This is a genomic window from Paenibacillus amylolyticus (assembly GCF_047302515.1).
Classification (GTDB): domain Bacteria; phylum Bacillota; class Bacilli; order Paenibacillales; family Paenibacillaceae; genus Paenibacillus; species Paenibacillus amylolyticus_G.
In genome coordinates, this window is sequence record NZ_CP168019.1 from 2,563,153 (window position 1) to 2,589,671 (window position 26,519).

The 26,519-nt window shown below is 42.7% G+C and carries 23 protein-coding genes; 3 read left to right on the plus strand and 20 right to left on the minus strand.

What is annotated here, in order from left to right:
• Positions 1-92: 92 nt before the first annotated feature.
• From ACDJ59_RS10935 to ACDJ59_RS10965, 7 genes are all read right to left on the minus strand, one after another.
• On the minus strand, positions 93-1,013 hold the full coding sequence (locus ACDJ59_RS10935; protein WP_315935434.1) for a carbohydrate ABC transporter permease: 921 nt from the start codon (positions 1,011-1,013) through the stop codon (positions 93-95).
• Positions 1,014-1,028: 15 nt separating this feature from the next.
• A complete protein-coding gene (locus tag ACDJ59_RS10940) occupies positions 1,029-1,970 on the minus strand; it encodes an ABC transporter permease (protein ID WP_051153902.1) in 942 nt (313 codons plus the stop codon).
• A gap of 321 nt (positions 1,971-2,291) precedes the next feature.
• Complete coding sequence (locus ACDJ59_RS10945) at positions 2,292-3,968, minus strand: ABC transporter substrate-binding protein (protein WP_413408865.1); 1,677 nt, start codon at positions 3,966-3,968, stop codon at positions 2,292-2,294.
• Positions 3,969-4,010: 42 nt separating this feature from the next.
• A complete protein-coding gene (locus ACDJ59_RS10950; RefSeq protein WP_413408866.1) occupies positions 4,011-5,672 on the minus strand; it encodes an ABC transporter substrate-binding protein in 1,662 nt (553 codons plus the stop codon).
• Positions 5,673-5,793: 121 nt separating this feature from the next.
• Positions 5,794-7,533 (minus strand): sensor histidine kinase, encoded by a 1,740-nt coding sequence (locus tag ACDJ59_RS10955; protein ID WP_413408867.1) that lies wholly within the window; start codon positions 7,531-7,533, stop codon positions 5,794-5,796.
• Positions 7,515-9,101 (minus strand): response regulator transcription factor, encoded by a 1,587-nt coding sequence (locus ACDJ59_RS10960; RefSeq protein WP_413408868.1) that lies wholly within the window; start codon positions 9,099-9,101, stop codon positions 7,515-7,517. The genes ACDJ59_RS10955 and ACDJ59_RS10960 overlap by 19 nt, the downstream gene beginning before the upstream one ends.
• A gap of 105 nt (positions 9,102-9,206) precedes the next feature.
• A complete protein-coding gene (locus ACDJ59_RS10965) occupies positions 9,207-11,189 on the minus strand; it encodes a hypothetical protein (RefSeq protein ID WP_413408869.1) in 1,983 nt (660 codons plus the stop codon).
• A gap of 159 nt (positions 11,190-11,348) precedes the next feature.
• On the opposite strand from ACDJ59_RS10965, the gene ACDJ59_RS10970 reads away from it, so the two are divergent.
• Positions 11,349-12,200, plus strand: a complete 852-nt coding sequence (locus ACDJ59_RS10970) for a helix-turn-helix domain-containing protein (protein ID WP_413408870.1) — start codon at positions 11,349-11,351, stop codon at positions 12,198-12,200.
• 118 nt (positions 12,201-12,318) lie between these two features.
• On the opposite strand, the gene ACDJ59_RS10975 is transcribed toward ACDJ59_RS10970, so the two are convergent.
• The 3 genes from ACDJ59_RS10975 to ACDJ59_RS10985 all read right to left on the minus strand — a co-directional run bounded on the left by ACDJ59_RS10975 (position 12,319) and on the right by ACDJ59_RS10985 (position 16,318).
• Positions 12,319-14,637 carry a glycosyl hydrolase family 95 catalytic domain-containing protein gene (locus ACDJ59_RS10975; RefSeq protein ID WP_413408871.1) on the minus strand — a complete coding sequence of 773 codons (2,319 nt, stop codon included), beginning with the start codon at positions 14,635-14,637 and terminating at the stop codon, positions 12,319-12,321.
• Positions 14,638-14,923: 286 nt separating this feature from the next.
• Positions 14,924-15,349, minus strand: coding sequence for a MarR family winged helix-turn-helix transcriptional regulator (locus ACDJ59_RS10980; RefSeq protein ID WP_307412756.1), 426 nt, complete (start codon positions 15,347-15,349; stop codon positions 14,924-14,926).
• Positions 15,350-15,556: 207 nt separating this feature from the next.
• Complete coding sequence (locus ACDJ59_RS10985; protein ID WP_413408872.1) at positions 15,557-16,318, minus strand: SDR family oxidoreductase; 762 nt, start codon at positions 16,316-16,318, stop codon at positions 15,557-15,559.
• Between the two features lie 239 nt (positions 16,319-16,557).
• Here ACDJ59_RS10985 and ACDJ59_RS10990 point away from each other — a divergent pair, with 239 nt between their 5' ends.
• Positions 16,558-17,103 (plus strand): TetR/AcrR family transcriptional regulator, encoded by a 546-nt coding sequence (locus ACDJ59_RS10990; RefSeq protein WP_413408873.1) that lies wholly within the window; start codon positions 16,558-16,560, stop codon positions 17,101-17,103.
• Between the two features lie 168 nt (positions 17,104-17,271).
• Here ACDJ59_RS10990 and nfsA read toward each other — a convergent pair whose 3' ends face one another.
• The 5 genes from nfsA to ACDJ59_RS11015 all read right to left on the minus strand — a co-directional run bounded on the left by nfsA (position 17,272) and on the right by ACDJ59_RS11015 (position 21,422).
• Positions 17,272-18,012, minus strand: a complete 741-nt coding sequence (gene nfsA, locus ACDJ59_RS10995; protein ID WP_413408874.1) for an oxygen-insensitive NADPH nitroreductase — start codon at positions 18,010-18,012, stop codon at positions 17,272-17,274.
• Positions 18,013-18,085: 73 nt separating this feature from the next.
• Positions 18,086-19,189 carry a Gfo/Idh/MocA family protein gene (locus ACDJ59_RS11000; protein ID WP_413408875.1) on the minus strand — a complete coding sequence of 368 codons (1,104 nt, stop codon included), beginning with the start codon at positions 19,187-19,189 and terminating at the stop codon, positions 18,086-18,088.
• Between the two features lie 43 nt (positions 19,190-19,232).
• The gene (locus ACDJ59_RS11005; protein WP_413408876.1) at positions 19,233-20,360 is read right to left on the minus strand and encodes an NtaA/DmoA family FMN-dependent monooxygenase; all 1,128 of its coding nucleotides are present in this window, start codon (positions 20,358-20,360) and stop codon (positions 19,233-19,235) included.
• Positions 20,361-20,389: 29 nt separating this feature from the next.
• Positions 20,390-20,995 carry an LLM class flavin-dependent oxidoreductase gene (locus tag ACDJ59_RS11010; protein ID WP_413408877.1) on the minus strand — a complete coding sequence of 202 codons (606 nt, stop codon included), beginning with the start codon at positions 20,993-20,995 and terminating at the stop codon, positions 20,390-20,392.
• Positions 20,973-21,422, minus strand: coding sequence for an MsnO8 family LLM class oxidoreductase (locus ACDJ59_RS11015; RefSeq protein WP_413408878.1), 450 nt, complete (start codon positions 21,420-21,422; stop codon positions 20,973-20,975). Before ACDJ59_RS11015 ends, ACDJ59_RS11010 begins: the two co-directional genes overlap by 23 nt.
• A 251-nt stretch (positions 21,423-21,673) precedes the next feature.
• Here ACDJ59_RS11015 and ACDJ59_RS11020 point away from each other — a divergent pair, with 251 nt between their 5' ends.
• Positions 21,674-22,018, plus strand: coding sequence for a winged helix-turn-helix transcriptional regulator (locus tag ACDJ59_RS11020; protein WP_413408879.1), 345 nt, complete (start codon positions 21,674-21,676; stop codon positions 22,016-22,018).
• 302 nt (positions 22,019-22,320) lie between these two features.
• Here the strand turns inward: ACDJ59_RS11020 and ACDJ59_RS11025 are convergent, their stop codons facing one another.
• The 5 genes from ACDJ59_RS11025 to ACDJ59_RS11045 form a co-directional block, all read right to left on the minus strand.
• Complete coding sequence (locus ACDJ59_RS11025; RefSeq protein ID WP_413408880.1) at positions 22,321-23,292, minus strand: diguanylate cyclase domain-containing protein; 972 nt, start codon at positions 23,290-23,292, stop codon at positions 22,321-22,323.
• Positions 23,285-23,920 (minus strand): chemotaxis protein CheC, encoded by a 636-nt coding sequence (locus tag ACDJ59_RS11030; RefSeq protein WP_413408881.1) that lies wholly within the window; start codon positions 23,918-23,920, stop codon positions 23,285-23,287. Before ACDJ59_RS11030 ends, ACDJ59_RS11025 begins: the two co-directional genes overlap by 8 nt.
• Positions 23,910-24,284, minus strand: a complete 375-nt coding sequence (locus tag ACDJ59_RS11035) for a response regulator transcription factor (RefSeq protein ID WP_413408882.1) — start codon at positions 24,282-24,284, stop codon at positions 23,910-23,912. The genes ACDJ59_RS11030 and ACDJ59_RS11035 overlap by 11 nt, the downstream gene beginning before the upstream one ends.
• Positions 24,285-24,567: 283 nt before the next feature.
• Positions 24,568-25,470, minus strand: coding sequence for a carbohydrate ABC transporter permease (locus tag ACDJ59_RS11040; RefSeq protein WP_017688457.1), 903 nt, complete (start codon positions 25,468-25,470; stop codon positions 24,568-24,570).
• Between the two features lie 12 nt (positions 25,471-25,482).
• Positions 25,483-26,448, minus strand: a complete 966-nt coding sequence (locus ACDJ59_RS11045; protein ID WP_017688458.1) for an ABC transporter permease — start codon at positions 26,446-26,448, stop codon at positions 25,483-25,485.
• Positions 26,449-26,519: the final 71 nt, after the last annotated feature.

Genomic DNA, 26,519 nt, shown 5'->3' on the forward strand with positions numbered 1-26,519 from the left:
CACTCCTGTTGTATTCTATGGATGAATAGACGTTACTACGGTATAGTTTGTTGCGTTTTCATAAGTTCAATGAAATTATATTCAGGTCATGACTAACCCTTTACACCGCCAATCGTCATACCCTGGACAAAGTATTTCTGTAAGAACGGGTACACCATCAGAATAGGAACACTTGCAATAATGGTCATGGTCGCTCGAATCGAGGTTGGTGTGACCGCCGTTGCATTGCTTTCGGCAGACTGATAAGCATCACTTGCTGATGAAGTCGCTGAGGTCGTTGAAGTTTGCAGAATCTTCATCAACTCATATTGCAATGTGCTTAATTCTTTATTGGAAGAGTTGTACAGGAATACATCGAACCAGGAATTCCATTGTCCCACAGCTACAAAGAGTGATACGGTTGCCATTGCGGGAATCGTTAGCGGCAGGACAACGCGGATAAATGTCGTGAACTCCCCTGCCCCGTCAATACGGGCTGACTCCAGAATGCCTTCAGGAAGACCTTCAATAAATGAACGGATAACAATCATATTGAAGACTCCAATTACACCCGGAATGATATATACCCAGAAGGAACCGATCAATCCAAGGTCTCGAATCAGAAGATAACCGGGGATCAACCCCCCGCTGAAATACATGGTGAATACAAAAAACATCGTAACAAACTTGCGAAGCACAAATTCCTGACGACTAACCGTATACGCGAGCATGGCTGTACAGAAGACGGACACCACGGTTCCAATGACCGTACGCAGCGCCGAGATCAGAGTTGCGTGATAAATATCGGATTCTCCAAAAATGTATTTGTAGTTGTCCAGTGTCCATACACGAGGCCATAGATATATTCCACCCCGAATGGCATCGTTTGCATTATTGAAGGATACGGCAATCATATTAACAAAGGGATAAATCGTCACAATCATCAGACATATCATGAAGATGATGTTAAAGGTGTCAAACGCTCGATCCCCGGTGCTGCTATTCCGCAAGCGGGATGTGTTTCCTTTACGCATGGCATAGGCCTCCTTTTAGAATAGTCTGCTCTCTCCCATTTTTTTCGCTATATAGTTCGCTGAGAAAAGGAAGATGAAGCTGACCACCGTTTTGAATATGCCAGCTGCTGTACCTAAGGAAAAGTTCCCCATCCCTAATCCATATTTCAGTACAAAGATGTCCAGATTCTCCGAATAGTCCATATTCATCCCGTTACCCAGTAGATATTGTGGTTCGAATCCGGATTCAAGAATACTTCCCATGTTCATGATCAACAAGATCACAATAACCGGTTTCAAGCCAGGCAGGGTGATATATAACATCCGTTTGAAGCGACTGGCTCCATCAATCTCTGCAGCCTCATATTGCGCAGGGTCAATTGCCGTAATCGCTGCCAGATAGATAATGGTGTTCCACCCGACATCTTTCCAGACCTCAGTTGCCCCCAGAATACCCCAGAAGTATTCACCTTTCCCCATCCATAGTACCGGACTGTCAATCAGGTGAAGCTTCATCAGCAGCAGATTGATAATTCCGTCTGGTGACAGGACTGTTAATACAATGCTGGAAGCAACAACCCACGAGATAAAGTGAGGCAGATAACTGACGGTTTGCACAAAACGTTTAAATATGACATTTTTCAACTCATTCAACAAAAGGGCCAGTGTAATTGCTGTCACAAATCCCAACACCAATTTAATGGAACTCATGACAAGTGTATTTCGCAACACCCGGTAGAAGGTATTGTCCTCAAACAAGATACTAAAGTGATGCCAGCCTACCCACTGCTGATCGGAGAAGGACCTCGCCGGTTTGAAATTCTGAAAAGCCATGGTCCATCCCCATAACGGCAGGTACTTGAAGATAAAAGCCCAGATGACAAAAGGAATACACATCCAGGCAAGCGTTCGTTGCTGCACAAGTCGCTTAAAGAACGAGTGTGCTCTGGTTCCCTTCGGACTCGAGGCTGGAGGCATCGAGTTAAGGGAGACATTAGGTTTCTCCACGGTGAACCTGCTCCTTTCCTGTGCTGTTATTCATGCGAGGAGAAGCCGGAGTTTATGCTCTTTCGTCTTCTCCTGCGCATGTAACAGTTTGTTTTAAAGAGGTTGTTCAAAAAGTCCGCTTTTGATTACGAAAGACGCCTTGCGGCATCATCAGCATCGAATATGGAATTCAGCCGAAATGTCCGTTGCTCACGTAGTTTTCCCTACGCTCCGCTACTCCATTTCTAGCTTCATCCCATCTTCTTGGTACTGAAAACCGGTCTTATTGAACACGCACTTAAAGTGTTCGTATTACCATTTTCCTGCTACACGATCCTTCACAACTTTGGTAATGGTCGCTTCATAACCAGCTTTGTCCAATTTGTTCAATTCAGCCATGTAGGCATCCCACAGCTTATCAAAATTCGATGGTGCCCCCAATATCATTTCCGGTAAATATTTACGCTGCAGATCATCCGATTTGGTAGTGAAGATCTGTTCAGGTGATCCTTGTTCAAGGGCGATGGACCATGCGGGGAACCATGGCCGCTCTTCCGGTTTGTTAAATAATTCACTAAAGGTTTGGATACCGTAGGCTTCAAGGAACTTATTGTCTCCCTCGGTGTAAGATGCAGCGGCTACTTCTGGCTGGTTGCCAGGGCTATAAGCATTACCATCGGTAAGTGTAGATTCACCGCCATATCGCGGCCAGTCTGATCCGAAGTAGGTGAACCCGAATTTACGGCTCAGCTCCAGATCATCATGGACTTTGCGTTGATCCTCATTTGCAAAATAGAATCGTCCCTTTTCATCCACACTGTACGTCTCGTCCTTGATTCCCCATTGCACTAGAACCTGATTCTCTTCCTTCAGCAAATTATCGAAATATTTGATGATACGAACAGGGTCTTCGGCATTCACCGAGATGCCTGTTGCATAGTTGTTGACAAAGCCCGGAGGATCAACATACTGATCCTTAATTCCTTCATCAAACACAATCGGAAGTGGTGCATAACGTTTCTCATCAATGCCTGCCGAGAGCAGGTTTTTCGACGCGTCTCCAACCTGCCAGCCATAATTGAAGTATCCTAACACACGACCCGAAGTCAGCTTGGCCAAATACTGGTCTTTGTTCATCGTAAAGGATTCCGGATCAAGCATGCCTTGAGCATTGATCTCATTTAACTTCTGAATCCATTTTTTCTGGGCATCTGTTCCGGCGACAACTTTTGCTTCATGGGTAGTCATGTCGACCATGACACTGCCATCGTTCGGATAACCGGCAAGATGCATCGCTGGATTTTGCAGTGTGAAGAAGTTATTAGCCACACCCGCAAGTGACACAAATCCGATTGTGTCTGCACCGTCGACAGTTGGATGTTTTTCCTTATAATCCTGAATTAGATCAAAATATTCATCCAGTGTAGTGATCTTGGGATAATCAAACTCTTTGAGCACAGAGCGTTGAATCCAGAAAGCCCCTCCGCCCACATTTGGACTACCTGAATACTCACCCTGATTAGCCGTATAAGGCAGCGCATAGATTTTTCCATCTTCGGCATTTTTCATTTTATCGAAATATGGTCCATACACCCTTTTGATATTAGGACCGTATTCCTCAATCAGATCATCCAGCGGAATATAGGCACCGGCATCCAGTAACTTGGACATCTCACCACTGGAGCTAATGACATCAGGATAGTCTCCACTGGCAATCATGACACCGGCTTTTGTAGCACTATCACCTACCAGATATTCCATCTTCCAGTCCACACCCGTCTGCTCTTGCAACGCTTTACCGATGGTTGTTTCGCTTGCCAGAACATCCTTCTTGCCTGGAGAGAACATGTAATACGAGAACGTGACTGGACTGTTCTCATCATCACCTGTGGCTGAAGGCGCTGATGACGAACTGTTCTGACTGCACCCAGCCAGCAAAGCTGTTAGTAATACAGCTAAACCCACGGTTCTAAATTTTGGTTTTATCATGTGAATATTCCCCCGTTCCGTGTTTTCTCTTATGGATTACACTCACCATTTGCCAGCTACACGATCCTTAACGGCCTGTGTTATCGTAGCTTCGTATGTTTTCTTGTCGAGTTGATTCAATTGACTCATATATTCATTCCATGTGTTCTCGAAAGTGGAAGGCGAATCCATAATCATTTTGGGTAAATATTTCTTCTGGAGGTCTTCTGCCTTGGTGATAAAAATCTGTTCAGGAGAGCCCTGCTCCAGTGCAATGGACCAAGCAGGAGACCAAGGACGCTCATCCGGCGTGCTGAATAATTCTGTGAATGTCTCCACACCATATTTCTCTAACAAAAGCTTATCTCCGTCGGTGTAACTAAAGGTAGCCACTTCTGGTTGATTGCCCGGCCCATAGGCGTTGCCATCCTCCAGTACGGAGTTATTGCCGTAACGAGGCCAGCTGTAATTAAAATAGTCAAAGCCGAATTTACGACTTAATTCCGGATCTTCATGTGCTTTGCGTTGGTCATCATTTTCAAAGTAAAAGCGGCCCTCATCATTCACACTATACGTCTCGTTCTCAACACCCCATTGAACCAGAATCTGGTTTTCTTCCTTGAGCAAATTATCAAAATATTTAATAATTCGCACAGGATCTTTGGCATTTACGGTAATTCCGACACCATAGTTGTTCACAAAACCTGGCGGGTCCACATACTGGTCTTTGACACTGTCATCAAATACGATTGGTAGAGATACATAACGTTTATCGTCAATACCAGCCTTCTTGAGATTGTTCGTTGCGTCTCCAACCTGCCAGGAGTAACTGAAATATCCCAGCACCCGACCAGACGTCAACTTGGCGAGATACTGATCCTGGTTCATTGTGAAGGATTCGGGATCAAACATCCCCTGTGTGTTAACCTCGCTCAACTTCTGAATCCATTGTTTCTGATAATCAGATCCGGCTACCAGTTTGGCTTCATGGCTCTGCATATCCACCATCACACTGCCATCGTTTGGATAACCCGCTAGATGCATGGCCGGATTTAGCAGGGTGAAAAAGCTGCCCGATTCACCCGCAAGTGTGGCGAAGCCGATGGTTTCTTTTCCATCGATCTGCGGATGCTTTTGCTTGTATTGCTCAATCAAGTCAAAATATTCGTCCAGCGTTTTGATCTTGGGGTAGTTAAACTCTTTTAACACAGCACGCTGAATATAAAAGCCGGTCTGAAAATTAGGCTCTGACACATAACCGATGTTGGCAGTGTATGGCAAGAAGTATATCTTTCCATCCTCCTGTCTGAATTTGTCCATATAAGACCCGTATACCCGCTTGATGTTAGGCCCGTATTGATCGATCAGTTCATCCAGCGGGATAAAAGATCCTGCATCCATCAATTTGGCCATTTCACCACTGGAGTCGATGATGTCAGGGTAATCCCCACTCGCAATCATTACACCTGCCTTGGTTGCACCGTCGCCGACCAGATATTCCATCTTCCAGTCAACGCCTGTTTGTTCCTGTAGCTTCTTGCCAATGGTCGTGCTGCTTGCCAGAATGTCCTTCTTGCCACCGCCAAACGTGAAATATTTAAAGGTGACCGGGGTGTTGTCATTACTGTCAGGATAAGAGGCTTCCGGGCTGGCTTTATTACAACCTGCCAGGGTTACAGCCAGTAAAATGGCCAGACCTGTTATAATGTTTTTTTTTCTAAACATGTAGCAAATGCCCCCTTAACGTATTGTTTGTGTCTTTAAGCCTTCTCAATATATCAAGATAGCGCTTTCAAAGTTACCCATGAAAGTGTACCTCCTACTTTGAAAAGTATATCCCTCATATTTAGTCGCCTGGCATGTCTGATGGATCAAGTGGAAGCTTAATTTGGATACGAGTACCTTCTCCTTCCCATGTCTGGATGTCGAATGTAAAGTGATTTTTATAACAAAGTTTTAAGCGACTATACGCATTTTTCATGCCAACATGCTCTCCCATATCGGTGTTTTGATCCAGGTAACTTAACAACTCTTCCAATTTTGCGTGTGACATCCCTATACCGTTATCCGTTAGTCTGATATGGAGCTGGTCATTTTCCATCGAAACGAAGAGTTGAATGATACCTACACCCGGAGATGACTCAATTCCATGAATACTTGCATTCTCAACAAAGGGAAGGATAACCATCTTGGGGATTCGGTACATCAGTACCGCAGGATCTGCCTCAATGGTATATTGGAGTTTTTCTCCAAAGCGGTATTTTTGAATTTGCAAAAAACTCTCGATGAGTTCCAATTCTTCCTTCACTGTCACATCATTCTGATTCCAACTAATCGACTTGCGGAACATCTTGGCCATGTTATGCACGATTTTGGCAGTCTCTTTCTCGCCTTTGATGAGGCTCCGCATACGTACCGACTCCAGCGTATTAAACAAAAAATGTGGGTTGATCTGACTATGGAGCGCATGAAGCTGTGCTTGCTGCTGCTTTAACTCCAGGTCTTTCTTTTGGATGTCGGCGAGATATACTTCATGAATCAGGTTATGGATCGTCTCGGTCATTCGATTAAATTCCATCGTAAGTTGACCTATTTCATCTCTTGCATCTTCAGGCGGAATCGTCTGGAAATTCTGTGTTTTTACTTTTTTCATATGTTTTAGAATGCGCACCAACCTGACATGGATAGTTCTGGACATCGCCGCGATGATAATAGAAGGCAGGACAAAATTAATGCAAGCCAGCCATACGACGAAGGAACGGGACTTCCGCACCTCCTTCAACACAATTTCTTCATCCATCACCCCTTGCAGGGACCACCCTTCCAGATAATTAATACCTGTATACGTAAGTTCAAAGGGAATCATTTTGTTCGGGAACTGGATCTCGCTGTAACGTTTCCCTATCTGAGCTTCTTCCGCTGTGGGATCATTTGAAAATTGGATGTATCCCCCCGGATCAAGAAGATACACTTTTCCATCAAATCCGCTGTTGTGAAAATACTGCTTGATCATATCCATATTCAGGTCAATTTTAAGTAACTGCTCTCTCCCCCCAGTGTCCAGATTGTCGAGTCGTTGAACCAGACTTAACATCTGATCCGATGAGATCAGTGCCGGATAAGGGGCAGAGTATGCCTGAAATTGAACGTACCAGTTAGAGCTTCGGACCACGTCAGTCAAACGATCAATATAACCGGAAGATAAAATGGTAGAATTATCGGTATACACTTGATACCAGCGAATCCCCTGATTCAATTGACCGGAGAATTGCCCTTTTAGATAGGAATTATAAGCGTCAATGTACTCAAAATGACTTTGAAATGAACGGGAAATGGTGTCGTTGAATACAGGGTCAGTATATAACGAATAAGAGAGGCCGACGCCCTGATCAATGGTTACCCGCAGATCGTTCTTCAGATTGTTCAGTGCCATGCCGGCATCACGAGTTTTCTGACTACGAATATTGGCGGATGTGACATTGTAGAACACCACATTGGTGACAACGATAGGAATAAACACGGACAGGACATACATCAGTAGTAGTTTATCTCGAAGCTTCATGTAGTTCAGGTTCCATCTTGGCATTGTGCACCTCGCTGCTCATTTCCCATAAGGAGATTGCGATACTCTGTAGGCGATAACTTAACCAATTTCTCAAACTGGGTTACGAAATAATCCGCATTCTGAAATCCTACGCGTGCAGCAACCTCGTACATTCTCAGATCCGTCTGGCGTAATAACTTCTTCGCCTCATGAATCCGCAGGTTCAGCAGATAGTCATTGAAATATTGATTGTAGCTTTTGCGGAATAACCGTCCAAGATAAACGGGATTCATATAGAAAAGCGCAGCAATGCTTTTGAGATTAATGTTCTCGGTATAATTTGCATCAATATATCGTTTGATCTTGCTGATATCCCCTTTGGATCGCTCCATCCTCAGATGAGAGACATACTCCTCGGCTTCCTCCAGCGCGATGAGAAATGCATTCTTCAATAGTCGTAAATTCCAACCGTCATGACTTTGTTGTGCAAGCTCCTTCAGTTGCTGTAACCCTTCATCATTACCACCCATTTCGTTGACTACAGCGAGAATACCCGTTATATAACGCAAAAGAGAACCCGATACAGCCTGAGGAGAAAATCGATTCATATGAAACAATATGAATTTCTCTTCTACAATCTTGTGGTAAGCAGGTCTATTCCCCTCTTCCAGGCTCAAAATTAATTGATCCACCTCGTCCTGGTATACATTGAAAACAAACAGCGGTTTGTCCTTGATCTCCGTATAACGTACGACACTACTAGTTTCTGCATATTTATGCTTGGCTGCTTCTTCAGCCGCCACAAGGGATTGTGGGACATCCCCAATTTTTTTGACGAGCGTTCCAGCGTAAAGGCCAATGTCCAGATTGAACCTTTTGCTCATTGTTATATGAATACTATGCAGTTTATCCTGTAACGCCGAGCCCCCTTGATGATGATCAGGCCACAACAGTAATAATGCAAACGTGCCGCGTTGTTGCTCACTGATGAACATTTTGCATAAATTACTCTCGAGAGAATGTACTGCTTCACGTAGCTGTTCGATCGTAATTTTAATTGCATCTAATCCGGTCTGAAGTTCAATCAAAGTCATGAGCAGACTGGAGTTACGATTGATCCCAAGCATCTCGGCATATCGATGTTCATCTTCCACCTGTACATGGCCTTTGATCACATCCTCCAGCATGATGTTACTGGCCTGTCCCTCAGCCAAAAGAATATGTTTTCTTTTATTGCAAATGAGTTTTGCCGACTTCTGCAACGTCGCCGTCAGTTCTTCATCATCAATAGGCTTCAGGATATAGTCATGAACACCGTACCTGATTGCCTGCTGTGCATATTTGAAGTCATGATAACCACTGATGATAATGAACACAGGTTCCAGATGTGGCATTTTCTCTACGGCACGTATAAGTTCCAGTCCATCGAGGATTGGCATACGGATATCTGTAATAATCACGTCTGGTTGCAGGCTTTCAATCAGATTTAATGCCTCTGCACCGTTCTCTGCCTCTCCGATAATCTCCATATTAAGATCCATCCAATTTATGAGTTCATACAGCCCCTTTCGTACATACATCTCGTCATCTACCAGTAATACTTTTAACATTCGTGTGTCCCCTTTCCTCCAACGAAAATAAACCGCCGGTAGCATCTCTCCCTATCGGCGGAATGAATCTAATATGGTGACTGTTGTAGTTATTGCAAAATACATTCATTCATGTCGTGCATAATCCCAATAGTCGCCAACGAGGCCTTCGATGATCGATCCACTGGCCCATGGCATCAGGCAAAACCAGGTGCTGGCTGGTGTACCATCCGCATATTTTTCAGTGACCAGTCCTTCCGAATGACAGAAGCGTTCAGACATCCATCCTTTTTTGCCATAGCCGAATTCTTGATCATAACGATTATAGGTCTGACAACCCCACCCGATGGTATCCATCATGCGTTGACGAACATAATTCTCGTCCCGCTGTCCAACATAATACAACAGCTCATCCACTAGATTGCTGGACATGGGGTGAATATGCGGATTAGCTACTGAAGTAACACTTCCCCCGGAACTGGACCAGCCTAATATACTGAGAGGCGGAATCTTAATAGGAGAGTTGTAACAAAATTTGAAGCTGAATTCATAACTGATCGCATCTCTCATGTGATCTAGAAACAGCTCGTCACCGGTCAACGCGTGTAGAAACCGAACAGCTTTGATGTAAGCCAGAATGCCTTCCGAATCCACTGCCTTGTCCGCATCCAGTGGAGCGCCGTAACATTCCATGTGTTGCACATAGGTGTTGTAATAGTGGGCTTCACTGCGTCTGAGCTCATCCAGAGAAGATTCATCATGGGTTAACCAACAGTAATATGCCTTGGCAGCAAGACACCAGACTCCACTAAAAGCATCATATTCAAGACCTGCTCCGGTCCGCTCTGACAAAATGGTGGGATATTCTCCATCCGTATTTTTCGTGCACTCCAGACGATCAAGTACTTGCTTGACGTAAGCAAGCCAATCATCGTGTCTCACATTTCGAATGTGCTTCTCATAATCGTAGCTTTTCAGAATGTAGAACATCGCTTGAGCTACAAGGTATGAGGAATGTCCTGGGGTACGCATGCCGTCGAACCACCAGCCTTTAACACCCCATATCCCATCCTGATAGGCATCGTACGGAAGTCCGGATTCGGGATTCATGGCATTCTCGATAATATTGTTAATGCAGGATAACGCCTGCTGTCGCATAGGCTCATTATTCAAGCGCAGTGCGGCCATAAGCATTGGAGCAGCTATGGTCATACCATTTGTCCAACTGATTGAGATAATTTTGTTGTATCGGTAGCCACCGGTTTCAGCAGCATCTTCATATACAAATGTGGAATAATGACGATCCTCCGGAAGCCAGGCATACTCATAGATGGCATTGGACAAATCCGTTACCGTTGTCTGAATGTCACTTCCTTCTCTTGGTTTTTCGTGATACCTCTTATAGATTGTTTCCAGTGCAGGATTGATGCCCAGTTCTGATTCAGACTGGTAGTTATATAGTTCAAGTGTGAGCCCAACCGATTCACCTGCCGCAAGTTCAAAACAGTTTTCTCCAAGGGCAGCTCGCTCATGGACAAGTCTGGATTTGATAAATAACAACGGAGCATTCTCATATCCCAACGTATATCCGACCGTACCCTTTTCAATAGAACATGTGAATCCCCCATATTGCACAAACGTTCCTTCCATTCCTGGATACCATTGCTGCTTCTGGTTTCCCGTATTGATCCAGTAGGGACTTGCGCTTAGACCAACAATCCGACCTTCATCATAGATAAGTGCAGCTGGATGAGACAGACGATCACTTCTTACCATCCACCAGGGTGATGAAGGGCGGGAAGGACTGCCCTCCCTTAGTCTGGGGAACTCATTTGGAACATTCTGGGGTGCTTCGCCCCGGTTGCGGCCATACATAAATGCAGGCAAAAAAAACCTCGGATTCTGTTTGTCCAACGGCATTTCCACATGAATAACCCCTGCCCAGGCATTCTGGCCCTCGTTGTAAATCTGAATGTCGGCTTGCCATGGGTCTTCTGCACTGCCGTTCCCGCTTGTTACTTTTACGTCTGCCTTGAGAGCATGCTTATTCAATGCTGTGTACTCCACGGTGTCCTGCCCTCTACTTCGTGCCGTGAAAATCAAATCCATCTTTTCCTCCAATCGCGTTGTACACCACTGAGTGGAAACGCTTGCAATTATGTATCCATCATGCTAGGATGGTTACATTTTATAGGTTCACGTCTGCAATTTCATTGCACAAACGGCTATATTTATTGCGCGAAACGACAAGGAGGTCATATATCTGATATGAATGAGACTTCAGAATACCTGTTTGATCCAATCCAGAATGAGCTGTTGTACCTTCATCGCACCACCACGTATAATATGGGAACGTTTTATCATCGACATAATGCATATGAACTCTACTTGTTTCTTCGTGGCAATGTAAACTTCTATATTGAGAACCATTGTTACCATTTGCAACGTGGCGATCTGCTCGTTCTTAGCCCGGAGGAGATGCACCGTTCCTTTGCTTTGGACAAAAACGAATATGAGAGAATTACCATAAATCTGAAAAAGTCATATCTGAACCGCTTGTCTACTTCAAGCACCAACTTATCCGCATGCTTCGACTACCGTCCTAAGGGTAAGGGTAATATCGTACATCTTGAAGAGGAAGAGCTTCAACGAGTGCTGCAATTAACTGACGAGCTTGAACAGTGTCTCTCATCAAGTGACTATGGAGCGGATATTCTGGGGAATATTTTGATTACACAGCTACTCCTTCTAACAAATCTAACTTTTCAAAATACGGATTTTGTTGCAACGGACATTATGCCTGAACTAGTTCGAAACACGATGGATTACATTGAATGTAATCTGACGAGGCAACTGACGCTCGAACAATTGTCAGAGGCTATGTTCACGAATAGCAGTTATATTAGTCGACAATTCAAAAAGCATACCGGACTCACGATTCGAGCATACATTCTTAGTCGCCGTATAGAGCTGTCGAAATCTTATTTAATGGAAGGATTGAGTATTACAGAGGCCTGTTATCAATCCGGTTTTGGAGATTATGCCAATTTTATTCGCAGCTTCACCAAGCAGGTCGGCACTTCACCTGGTAAATTTGTTAAATATGGAAGGCTGCTTTAAACATTGCATTGAGCAAAAACATGCCAACTCTTGCCTATATCTTATCTCAGCAAATAAAAAGAGCGAATTCGCACGGCAATTTTGTCAGCCGGCATTCGCTCAGGTAATCGGTAAGTTCTTATTTGTTATTCCATTTATTCCCTTTCAATTCAATCATAGCATTGGGGCCAGGAAAGGTTAATTCTATCTTTTGGTCCAGATAGGATACGGTTACTCTTGATTCTGCAATAGAGCGAATTCTGGTATTTAATAGACGACCATTTTCCCATTCCAGATCTATTTCAAATCCGCCACGAGCCCGAATACCACGAATATATCCTTTTGGCCACGCTGCTGGTAAAGCAGGTAACAATCTGATTACTTCGTTATGGCTCTGGAGAAGCATCTCTGCTATCCCTGCAGTACCTCCAAAGTTCCCATCAATTTGAAATGGAGGATGGTCACAAAACAGATTGGGTAACGTGGAGGAACGTAGAAGTTCCACGATGTTATCGTGTGCAAGTTCGGACTCCTCTAATCGTGCCCACATGTTGAGAATCCACGCCCTGCTCCATCCTGTGTGTCCACCACCATGTTCCAGTCTTCTGTCGAGTGTTACACGAGCTGCCTTGGCCAGGTCAGGCGTTGATTGCAATGTAATTTGTGTTCCAGGATGCAAAGCGAATAAATGAGAAATATGTCTGTGGCCCGGTTCCAATTCATCATAATCGTTACTCCACTCTTGGATCTGACCATGTTTTCCAATGGAGGTCTCCGGTATTTTGGTTAAAGCACTACGGAGTACTTCTCCGAATTCCTGATCTTCTTGCAATATTCGGGTACTTTCAATGCAACGCGTGAAGAGTTCTCTAATAATCTGATTGTCCATTGAAGCACCAAAACATAAAGCCCCCGACTCTCCATCATCTAATATATAGCGATTTTCCGGTGAGGACGAAGGACATATCACCCAATTGCCGGAAGGATCCTCTATTAGATAATCCATAATAAACATAGCCGCATCTTTCATCGTGGAGTAAACTTTTTTGAGAAACTGAGCATCCTTATTGTATTCGTAGTGGTCCCATAGATGTAATGAAAGCCATGCTCCTCCCATAGTCCAAAACGTCGATGTCATGCATACATCCTGCGGAGCAGCGTCTGCCCAGATATCCGAATTGTGATGAGCAACGAACCCCTTGCATCCATACATGGTTTCAGCGGTTTCCTTTCCCCGGACTTGCAGTCGATCTATAAAATCAAACAATGGAATGTGACATTCAGACAGATTGCAGCTTTCTGCAGGCCAATAGTTCATCTGTGTATTAATATTAATCGTGTATTTGCTATCCCATACAGGAAGCATGTCTTTATTCCATATCCCTTGAAGGTTTGCCGGTAAAGAACCTGGACGGCTGCTTGAGATAAGCAGATAACGACCAAATTGAAAGTATAGACTCATCAGTTCCGGATCATGCTTACCAGCTCTAAGCCGCTCAAGGCGCTGATCGATTGGAAGTTCGGAGCATATCACATCTTTATTTTCATCTTCGAGATGTATATCCATCTTTTTGAATAAGGATTGATAGTCCGAGACATGATCGGCGAGCAGTTCGCTATATGGTTTTGCGGAAGCAGCCTCAATTCTTCGGAGGCACTCCACTTCGAGTTGTTCCTTGGGTACTCGAAAATCCGTACAAGCCGTGATTAGAATAGTCGCTGAATTACCATCCTTCAAAGAAAGCTGACCGCTTGAATAATGAACCTGCCCCCCTTCAGATATAAGGCGAATCGCACAACAAAATCGAATTCCTTCCTCTCCCCCACTTCTTCCTCGGATGATCAAGTCATTCGTTCCACGCTTCTCGATCCGGTCCAGATAGGATTGGAAACCAACAGGATGCTTAAGAATATCAGAATATTTCGTTGATTCCAGAACGGTTCCCCTGCCAAAAATAGTGGAGAAAGATAACTTTCCAGGTGCGCTAGATTTGAGATGAACAACGAGCACTTGATCCGGGTAGCTAGCAAAATAATCACGGCTGTAAATGGATTGATCTGCGGTATAATTCACGTTTACCTTGCCTTGTTCCAGATCGAGATGTCTTTGATATCCATTTGGTTCATGTTCACTGTGATCCATAGCGATATAGAAGTCCCCTAATGGCTCATAATGTCTTTGCCCGTCAGGAACACCTACCAGAGTATCTGCTGCGAGTTCTTCTGCTTCCCTAATCTTACCGTCAAAAATCAGGCTTCTGATCTGAGATAAAGATTCAAGTGCTTGAGGATTATTCCGCTGCATCGGACCACCATACCACAGACTATCTTCATTAAGCTGAATTCTCTCGATCTGTGTTTTCCCAAAAATCATGCCTCCAAGAGTTCCATTTCCGATAGGCAATGCCTCTTCCCATGTTCCAGCAGGTTGATTAAACCCGATATTTTTGGTCTTCACGTTAAAACCTCCAACGAATTATAATTCCTCACATTTTCATGTTTAGTGTGTTCTGTTTGTATGTTCTTTCAGTGTACTGTAATCTCTTAAGCATCTAAATGAACAAAATTAACTTGAATTATCACAATCTTATCCCAGCATTAGAGGTGTAATCGTGAATTCCGAAACTGACAGTACAAATTCTTTGTTCTGGATAGGGAAGTATAGCTATTGGCAATAAAAAAAGCCGCTATAATAGCGGCTCGGTTTCGTTCATTTATTTAGCTTACGTGAAGCTTGGCATAAGTTATAAGATATTTCGCTCCATTTGTTGCATGAATTGCCTCAATATCAGCCGATCTTCCGAAGAAATGGATTGAAGTAGTTTCTCTTGCTGCTCTCTCCATTTATGCTCAACTGGTTTTTCTAATTCTTTGCCCTTATCGGTTAGAAAGATACGCATAATCCTTGCATCCTGTACATCACGCTTGCGATATATAAATCCGTTCTGCTCCAGTGATTTGACCATGTTTGTAACCGTTGGTGGTTCGCATTTCATATGTTCACTTAGTTGCATCTGTGTTACCCCATCACCCAACCACAGCCGATACAACAGATTATCTTGTCCTACATAGAGATTAAGTTCCCGAAGAGATTCACTATAATTTCGACGCATTTGGGAGGAAATTCGATCTAAAGACTGTCGAATTTCACAATCTACTGTATTTGTCATGAACGATCCCTCCCTAACATCCGAATTATATTTAGCAGACTAAATGTATCATGGAGATATACAGGTGTCAATTCACCTTAGTGTCACCGTCTAATATTTTCATAAACCTAAAATATGGTCAATCGTATCTCAGTTGAACGGAAAAGTAGATTTTCAATAAAGCGTCAGAGTTGGTAACAATGAAATTAAAGTCTTGAAAAAGTGAAATTAATGGCCTTTTGCAGCTTGGCTCGCCATATCGTTAAGTTGGGTTACAAAAGCTCCTTCATTCGGGCCTTGATTATCACGAATCATTTTCGCTTGTTCCACTAGAACCTCTTCAGCATCCGTACCGAGTAATCTTATTGTTCCTTCAATGAATGCTTCAAGTGGCATCGCATGCTGATCGTTACTAAGATCTGTCATGAGTTCCGTTTGAACCCCAGGTGGTATAATTTCTAATACTTTTACTGTTGTATCTTTAAGCAAATAACGTTGTGATAAGGTATAAGAATGGAGCGCTGCTTTGGTTGCCGAATACACCGCAGTCGCTGCGTACGGAATAAACCCGATTGAAGAAGTCGTATTAATGATCACAGCTTCTTCTTTAGACTTCAAATGTTCAATTAATGAAGACGTCATTCGAATTGGTCCAAGCAAGTTTGTTGAGACCGTTGAAACCAGAACCTCTTCGTCAATCACACCCGCAGCCTCATCGAAAAGCATGATGCCGGCGTTATTAAATAAGACATTCAAATCAGGGAAGTCCCGAATAAGTTGCTTAGCGGTTGCCTCAATACTGGAAAGATCCTGTATGTCCAGTTCAACTGCAGACATTCCGGGATTAGCACTAAGTACTTCCTCCAGACGCTCTTTTCTTCTACCCGAGATGATTACTTTGTTTCCAAGCTTGTGTAAAGCTTCTGCCAATGCACGTCCAATTCCTGAGCCGCCACCTGTAATGAAGATCGTGTTTCCTGTAAGTTTCATTTAAGATTCCTCCAATATTTGGTTATTTATTTACTTTGAATTTTATTACATACATTGTTAGATGAAATCGGCACTTACTATTAACCTTGCACTTTAAAGTTTCTGAATGGACTAACCACCTTCTTAGTATTATACTATTACAACAATAGTTGCTTTAGTAGTTCAATTGTACCCGGAACATCATTGAGGAACAACCAACAATGCGAGCCATTTGTTGGTTTAAAAAAGGAGCTAGATCTATGGGACTTAAAGTTAGAAATATTCGTACAACTCGAACAAGAGAATCCATTTTCGAGTCACTTTTTGAACTAATGGAAGAAAAAGATTTTGATAAAATCACAATACAAAATTTAACGGAACGGGCCCAAATCAATAGGGCTACTTTCTATGCTCATTTCCAAGATAAATATGAATTGTTGGATGAGATTATAAGAAAATCAGCGGAAGAACTTATTCAACAACATACTAATGGTGTTTGTGCATTTACAAAAAACAATATGATGCAATTAGTATTCGCAGCATTTGAGTACCATCAACAAGTCAAAAAGAAATGTCGAAGAAACTATAATAAAATTATTCCTCTTCTCTCTTCAAAATTAGTCATTGCACTAAAGCATTATTTGGATCTTTGTATGCAGAACATATACTCTGATGAACGTACTTTGTACGTACAAATCTATGCTAACATGATTAATGAAGCCGTTACTCTGCATACTGCGGAACAAACTAAACTAACAGAACGAAGTATAGCAGAGCATATTGTTCAAATGATAATTTTGGACTGACCGGAAAAGCGAGCGGTAGTTAGGTAACAGCAGCTACGGTTTTTCCATTGTAATTTATAAAATTGCAGCCACGAACCAGCTGCGAATATTACAATCAACTGCATCTGTCATGAATTATCCCCTACTGGAGAAACTCTAAGGTTCAGGACGTTTGGCTTTGTCGTAAACCTATTTTTTAGCAAATCCTTGCTTGTTCAAATAGTCCATCATTTGAGGCTGAATACTTCTCTGGAGATGATCCTGGATGTGGTCACTCCATCCTTTTACTTTTTTCACAGTGAAAGGGGCTCTCGTCGGTCGATTTTCATAATACTTCAACATTGTTTCATCATAGGTTGCTAATTTCTCTTGATCAAGAGAATGGTAATGATTTTCAAGCAACACCATAGATTGCGGTAGCCGAGGTTTCAGCTCAGGTTTATCTCCAGCTGGATTACCTATGCATAATCCTACCAAAGGAATCACATATTTCGGTAAATTTAATACTTCAGATAGTTCGTTAATATTAGCTCTGACCCCACCAATAAACACACCTCCAAGTCCCATAGATTCGGCCGCTGTTAACGCATTTTGTGCCACTAGTCCGGCGTCGAATGAACCGATTAACAGAAATTCAATATATTCGATATCTACTTCTGGGGCAATTTGATGACTGCGGTTAAAATCTGCACAGAAAATCCAAAACTCAGCCGCTTCTTCAATATAAGGCTGATTGACAGAAAGTTTTCTGACTTTGTTTCGAATCACTGGATCGGTGATTCGAATAATGGAAACGGCCTGTAAGAGACTGAATGATGAAGTTTGATTCGCTGCCTGAAAGATCGCATTGATTTGTTCCTCAGTTAGGGGTTGAGATGTATAAGAACGAAACGATGTATGGTTATGAAGCAATTCAAGCGTATGATTCATTAAAATCCTCTCCTCTATTCATTTATTCCATATTCTCTCGTAATATTTTCCTTCAAATTCTTTTTGGTTAGGATTAGAAATATTGACGTTCACCTGTCTGTGCTGATTTTTCGACGGCATCCAGTAACTGATGAAGTTTCACCGCATCTGCAAAAGTAGGTGCTAAGGTCGTACCTTCCTGAATATCTTGGGCGAACTTACGATAAGCCTGAGCCATGTTCAGAACAAATCCTGAATCGTTATATAGAGAATGTGGAGCCCAGTAATAGGCATCGGGAATGGTTAGTTCATGAAGCTCGTTGTCCGTAGCTCCTGCACCGCGTAATTGGTGTGATCCGAATTGAATGGATGCGGGCGCACTCAACACGATTGTCCCCTTATCTCCGAAAATTTCAAGCGTTAATCCTGTCTGATGTTTGACGCCACCTTGAATATGGATACTAGCTGCGGCACCACTCGTTAATTTTCCAGCAATCAGTATTTGATCATCTGTCGTCTTCTTGATGGTTTTCTGAATATCCACCAATTCGACTTCAGGAAACTGCTGTGCTGTGAGAGCAGAAAGTTCCGTAAAGTCCCCAAGCATGTAGGTAAATGCATCCAGATTATGTCCACCTACAATGGTCAGCAAATTCCCTCCAACCTTCCGGTCATACAAGTACGCAGTCGACTTGTCACCAACGCCACCCATGCCATCTATAGAGATCTTCAGGTTGGCAGACAACACTTTACCGACATAACCTTCTGCCAATAAATCTTTAACATATTGAACGGCCGGGGCTTGTCTAGCCTGTAATCCAATCGCATTTGGCAGTTGTGCGGATGCTACCCATTTCTGCATTTCAATTGATTCATCTGTATTGGATCCAAGTGGCCATTCGCAATAGATCGGTTTTCCAGCAGGCGCGATGGTTTTGACGGCGTTATAATGTTCCTTGACATTAATACTGACAACGACCATGTCCACATCAGGATGTTGAGCCAGTTCCTCTATGTTTTCAAAGCCATGATCTGCGTGAAAAGCTTCTGCGCTTTTCTTCGCACTAGCCATATTGCTTGTCCCCACTGCTGTAAGCTCAAACTCATCCAAATGCTCAATAGCTGGAATGTGTGTACCACTCGCCCACCCATTATTAATGGAAGCCCCTATGATTCCTGTACGAATTTTCTTACTCAATGTATAACATCTCCTTTATTTTAAATAACAAATTTCTGATTGTTTACTTCGTGTATTGATTTTCAGGGTAAGGTAGACCTAAATTCCCCCGAAGCGTGTCGTCCTCATATTCCTTGCGGAATATGCCTTTATCTTGCAAGATGGGAACAACCAATTTAATGAAGTCCTTAAACCCTGCTGGATGATCTTGTCTGATGAGCAAGATATCCATGACGCCTGCTCGATACCAATGTTCGATTTGTTCGGCAACGTGCTCCGCCGACCCTATCAACCCAGGCTTCGTCATTCGATAACCTTGTGGCATCCATGATTCCATTTCCCTTAGCTTTTCCAGCGCTTCTTTTTCCGTTCTACCAACGATCGGGTTGTGAGAAGGCATCATCAACAGGTCATGTGGTGAGCGCCCTTGATTTTGAACTTTACGTTTCAGTTCAGCAGTGAATGCCTTGAGATATTCCAAATCATGTCCAGGTGCCATGATGACTTCGGCATGTTTTGCAGCAATATCCATGAATGCTGGGGAAGTCCCAGCTTGGAAGACTACTGGTCTGCCTTGCCTCGACCGACTGATATTTAGGGGTCCCTCCACGGAAAAGTAATTCCCCGTATAATCTAGCGGATGCATCTTTCGGGGATTATAAAAAATCCCACGTTCCTTATCACGTATAAAAGCATCATCTTCATACGAATCCCAGAGGCCTTCAACAATCTCCAAAAATTCTTTTTTCATAGGATAAAGATCTGCTTTCGTTAAATGGGACCGACTGTAATTGGCTAATCCGCCAGGATTCGAAGTGATCGCATTCCAACCTGCTCTACCCTTGCTAATTTTATCGAGTGAGGCGATTTGTCTCGCAACCGTAAAGGGGTCAGCATAAGAAGTCGCTATGGTAGCGGCCAAGCCAATAGAGTGAGTTACCATACTTAGTGCCGACAAAATGGATATGCCCTCAAACATGCTTAGATAGTGTGGGATCATGCCAGGTCCAATATGACTTACGTCTGCTAAAAAGATGAGATCGAACTTACCTTGTTCAAGTTGTATGGCTTTCTGTACGTAATACTCAATATTTTCACTGGCATCTGCTGGAGTATCGGGGTGTCTCCAACCTGTATGATTCCAACCCACGCCATCAATAATTCCTCCTAATTTAAGCTTTCTTGCTGCCATGGTTGAATGATCTCCTTTTCACGAGCTCATCACTTATTTCCTTGTGATAAACCTAATTCTTTTGCCAATAATTCATGCCCTTTCTTGCGGCTCTCTTGATTCGGATAAAAGTCCGCAATCATGATTTCATCCACTAAACTTGCCTTCGCAAGCTGCGTAAGCTGATCCGCAACTTGTCCAACACTTCCAATTACAAAGCGATCTTTATTACGCTCCCTAGCCAGCTCTTCATGTGGTGTGTATCTGTGATTTTTGGCTTCTTCTGGTGTAGGGAAAGTAAGATTTCTCGTCCCTGTGCTCATCTGTGCCCACATTAACTCCGCCGGCCCTGCAATATATTTAGCCTCTTCTTCCGTCTCAGCTGTAATAACCATCGTCGCTAACATACTTTGGGGTTCAGTCAAATAGGATGAAGGCTTGAAATTCGCATGATAAGCTCTCAACACAGGAATAGCCAGTTGTGGTGCCAAATGTGCAGCAAATACAAACCCTAATCCTTTTTCCAAGGCAAAATGCAATCCACCCTCGCTAGATCCCAACATAAACATATCTGGAACCATTGACTGATCTCCCGGAGGATGGATGGAACTAAACGGGTGGTTTTCTTTAAAGTCACGGGCAAAGAAGGAAAGCATTATCTAACTGCTCTGGAAAATCATTCACTTCCATTAATTCTTGAGATCTCAACAATGCCCACATCGTTCTGCCGTCCGTGCCTGAAGCTCGTCCAATCCCGAGGTCAACCCGCCCTGGATATAATCCTTCGAGGAGCGTAAAGTTTTCCATCACTTTCAAGGCACTGTGATTCGGCAACATGATGCCACCAGAACCTACCCGAATGTTTTTCGTGTGAGCTGCCGCATGCATGCTCAGTAAATCTGGTGAAGTACTCATCAAGTTTTTGGTGTTATGGTGTTCTGCAAACCAATATCTATTAAAACCCCACTGTTCTGCTAGTTGGACCATTTCTGTCACGTTCTGAAGGCTTTCTGAAGCCTCATATCCTGCATAGATATGAACAAATTCCAAAATCGAAAGTTTTATTCCATTAGCTGTACTCACATCTGATACTCCTTTCTGTGACATAATTATTATTTAGCTTGCTAACTATAAGATTAAAAAATATAATTACTACTTAGCCTGCTAACTATAAAACCAAAATAAATTTATTATTATTTTACATCTTAGGTAAACTAAAATGGTTTTGTTTTGGTTGTTGACCCAATCATAAGTGTATTCATCTCGTTTGCAAAGAAGGCAATTTAAATGAACATAGTACATTTTTATGTACCTATAGACTAGGAGTGATATGAATGAGAGTTTGCAACGAAGGATTTGAACAAGAGTTTATAGATGGAAAAAGTGACATGTACGCCATTGCTTTTACTCAGAATGTCCTTTCTGGGCGCTGGAAATATTTTATCTTATGGTACCTAAAAAACGAAACACGTCGATATACGGATATCAAAAAATTCCTTGGCGATCTGTCTCAAGGCTCCCTCACAAAGCAGCTTAAAGAGTTGGAGAATGATGGTGTTATTCAACGTGAAGTTTATCCGGAAGTTCCTCCGCGAGTTGAGTATTCGTTAACAGACAAGGGAATGAAGTTACTACCGATCCTTGAAAAGATGGAGGACTTTGGCAAAGAATACGGCTAAGCACTTAAACTAGGCCTCCATATTACTTATCTTTGTTAAAGGGGGGATAATATGTTTTTCTTCTTTTTCTTTCTGTTGCTTGGAATGATTGGTTTATTCTTTGGGGTTAGAGCACTGAGACGACCCAACTCATGGCCTTTTAATCGTACGAAGGATGAACTTCATGAATACGATATGATGGGCATCAAGTTTAGAGGCGTTTTTCTCCTTGCTTTTGGTACTGTTCTGACTATCGCCTCTGTTCGACTTCTCCTTATAGACAAATAAAGTTGCTATTGTAGCAACTTTATTAAAAGGCATTTTTAGATTTCTTCAGCATTTTCAGGTTCATAGATTCCATAACCATTCTTGCCATTCTTTTTAATCTTATACATGGCTCCATCCGCATGTCTCAGAAGTTCGGAAGGCTCCTGTCCATGCTTGGGAAATAGGCTGATACCAATACTCATCGAAAGGTTGATATAGTTTCCGGCAATTTTGAAATGAGTACTGAATGCAGCTTCCAATCTTTTGGCGATGACTTCAGCATCGTGATCATCTTTCAGATGGCTTAAAATGATGAATTCGTCCCCGCCAAGCCGGGCTACAGTGTCCGCACTTGGAATTGTTTCGCTTAATCGCTTTGCCATTTCCAGCAACACTTGATCGCCAACATGGTGTCCATATGTATCATTCACTTGTTTAAATCCATCAGCATCCACAAACATGACGGCTAGTTTATTATGGTTTCTTTTGGCATTACTGATGGCCCAGGCAAGACGGTCATTATAAGCAAGACGATTAGGCAGACCTGTAAGTGGATCATGCAAAGACAAATGCTTGCTGATTTTCTCGGAGATTTTGATTTTGGCGTACTCCGTCTCCAGTTCTTTGATCAGATTTTTAAGTTTATATACCCTGGTATTGGTGTTAGTCATGTCAGTAATCTGAATAAGGGCATAACTCCGATCTTCATGATAGAGCGGTTCAACATGCATATTTTGTCTGAATAATTGTTCATCCTCTCCTTCATTAGGAAGAATGAATGCCTTATGTAAAGCGCTTGAGCAAAATCTGCTCTGTCCATGATACAACGCATTTTGCAAAATATTTAAATACATGTTCGACTTAAACCGTGGGCAGACCTCAAGCAGATTTAAGCCCACTACCTCTTCTACATTCTTGCCAGTAAAACGCTCCAACCAGGCATTCCACACAACAACTTTCAAATGCCTGTCCACGATCATTATTCCCATATGGGCTTTGTTCAAAGCTTGTGAAATAAGATTATCCATTGTCCGCCTCCAACAAAGCGTCCATTTTGGCCAGCAGGCTCGATATGGAGTTCATACTTAATGCTATGACAATGATACCTGTCACATCTGTATCAGCAAGTAAAAACGAGGTATGTAAAACCAGGACATAGACTTCATTCTGAAGCAATATTTGTTGATCGGAATTGGTGACATAGATCAGTTCAATATCAGGCAGGACGTATTCCAGTTTGATCTCCAGGAAATTACCTAATTCCCCAATAATGGCGTTAAGCAGGACATTGCTAACTTCCTTCAAAACGTCCAAATCCGTATCCATCAGGTTCGGATCGTTCGGTATAACGCTCTCACCCAGTTCTCCAAGACAGATGTTTGCCAATACTTTAGCCTGCTCAACAGGAAACATCAGAAATGCTTTTCCCTGAAATTCGTATCCAAACTGTAAAGATGACCTAAACAGGTGACCTTCACTAAAGAAAATGTTGTATCTTCGATCTCCAGGATCAACATCGGATATGGAGATTAGTTCCACTTCCGGAATATTCAAAACGATACGCTTGTCTACAATCTCTGACAACATGTTAGCCGCTTGTCCCACGTAAACGTTTACTAGTTCAGTAAGCAAATCCTTCTGTAAATCATTCAGCATGATAGGCCGCCTGAATCAGTTGAATCATGGTAGTTGCCTTCTCTGCGGTTAACGGTTTATTCAAAAAACCAGAAATGCCTAACATTTCAACTTCATCCCTAGTTGTCTTCTGAATATCTGCGGATAAGATAATAATTTTGACATTGCTATCCGTTTCTCGAATCATACGAAGCATTTCTTGTCCGTTCAAACCAGGCATCAGCAGGTCGGTGGTTATAAAATCAGGTTGAAATTCCTTAAATAGGTTGTATCCTTGCTCTCCATTGTTAGCAATCTGAATCTCGCATCCTGGAATATGATCAACAATCAGCTTTGTAAGCAATTTCTGTACGAAAATGGAGTCTTCCACGATTAATACTTTCATTTTCTCTTCAGTCTCCTTGATAAAATGGTAAGAGCTCGGGATGGTCAGGCGCTGTGGACAGTTCTTGATATAGGGATTTCGCGCGCAGTGGCACCCTGAAAAGAGACTGACTGGTGAATCAAGTAAATATAAATTATAGTAACTTTAATTTAATTGTCAACAACATTATTGAATAAGTTAGATTCGTGTGCAATTGACATACTACGGCCCGCCGTTTAAAAAACATGAAAAAACGGTCACCATAGTGACCGTTTTTGATCGGTTATCTGGAACTGCATTAAGTTTACTCTTTTACCCCTCCAAGCTGCAAGCCATGAACGAAATACTTCTGCAAAAATGGATATACGACTAAGATGGGTAATGCGGCAACAATCGTAATCGCTGCCCGAATAGATACAGGTGTAACCATGTTACGCGCAGCACCAAGATCTGCACCATTGGCAACGGCTGCACTGCTGTTGGAATTCATAGAAGATGATAATAGTTTCATCAACTCATATTGCAGCGTGCTTAGGTTTTGTTTGGAAGATGCATACAGAAACGTATCAAACCAAGAATTCCATTGACCGACTGCAATGAACAGTGCAACAGTAGCGAGAACCGGTTGGCACAGCGGTAGAATAATGGAAATGAATGTTCTGAAATCTCCAGCACCATCAATTTTGGCGGATTCGATCAATCCCTCCGGTAGTGTCTGGATATAGGTTCGAATAACAATCATATTAAAGGCACTGATCAGCCCAGGAATAATGTACACCAGGAAGTTGTTTAACAAATGCAAATCTTTCATTAGGAAGTAAGTTGGAATAAGACCTGCACTAAAATACATCGTAAGAACAACTGTAATGGTAATGGGCTTTCGTAATATATAATCTTTTCGGCTTAGTGTGTAAGCCAGCATGGAGGTTAAGAATAGACTTAAAACTGTCCCCAAAACCGTTCTCGCCACTGATATACCAAAGGCGCTGAAGATGGTCCCTCCTGCAAATACTGCTCTGTAGTTTTGATCTGTCCATACCCGAGGCCACAGATAAATCCCACCCCGGATGGTGTCATTACCGGCATTGAATGATACGGCGAGTGTATTCACAAACGGATACAGGGTAACAATCGCGATTGCGATCATCAGTATACCATTTAACGTATGGAAGACAATCGGTTCAAGCCGAGATTTATTGATTCCCATCTCTAGTCCCCCTTATATTAATCGGTCTTCCCCGAGCCGTTTGGAAATTGAATTCGCCGCAAAGATCAGCGTGATACTAACTACTGTTTTGAAGATACCTGCCGCAGTAGCCAAAGAATAATTCCCGATCTGTAGTCCGTATTTCAGGACAAATATATCTATCGTCTGTGACCAGTCGACAACCACACCATTACCTAACAGATACTGAACCTCGAATCCAGCTTCCAAAATCCAGCCCATATTCATGATCAGCAAAATGATAACAATGGATTTGATTCCGGGTAAGGTCACATACAGCATTTTCTTATATCGGTTCGCACCATCAATCTCTGCCGCTTCATAGAGGGAAGGATCGATAGACGTGATGGCCGCCAAATAAATAATGGCATTCCAGCCAACTTCTTTCCATACATGGGATGCGCCTACAATGCCCCAGAAGTATTCCGGAACGCTAAGCCACATGATAGGTTCTTGAATGATATGCAGCTTCATGAGTACCACATTCACAATACCACCATCTACAGATAGTGAACTTGCTACGATACCTGTCACAATAATCCATGAGAGAAAGTGAGGTAAATACGATATTGTTTGAATGGTTCGTTTATATAACTTATGTTTGATCTCATTAAGTAAAATGGCAAATATAATTGCTGTCGCAAATCCGAGCACCATATTGATGACGCTCATCGCAATGGTATTACGAAGCACGTTAAGAAATGCATCGTCTGTTAACAAAAACTTAAAGTGTTTGAGCCCGACCCATTCCTGCTGCGTGAAACTCTTCGCAGGACTGTAATTCTGAAAGGCCATAACCCAGCCCCAAATGGGATAATACGAGAATACGAGAATGTACGCAACGATGGGCAATGACATGAACATGAGTTGTCTTTGTCCGCGCAATCGTTTTAACAGTGGTGCTTTGGGAACGACTGTACGGGTGGTTTGCTCTGGTATGGCTCCAGGCGTGTTCGCCATCTTTCACTCCTCCTATTGGCTTGCAGCGACTTTAAGCATGATGTCCCCGGAAGGCACTCCCCTGAGTAATC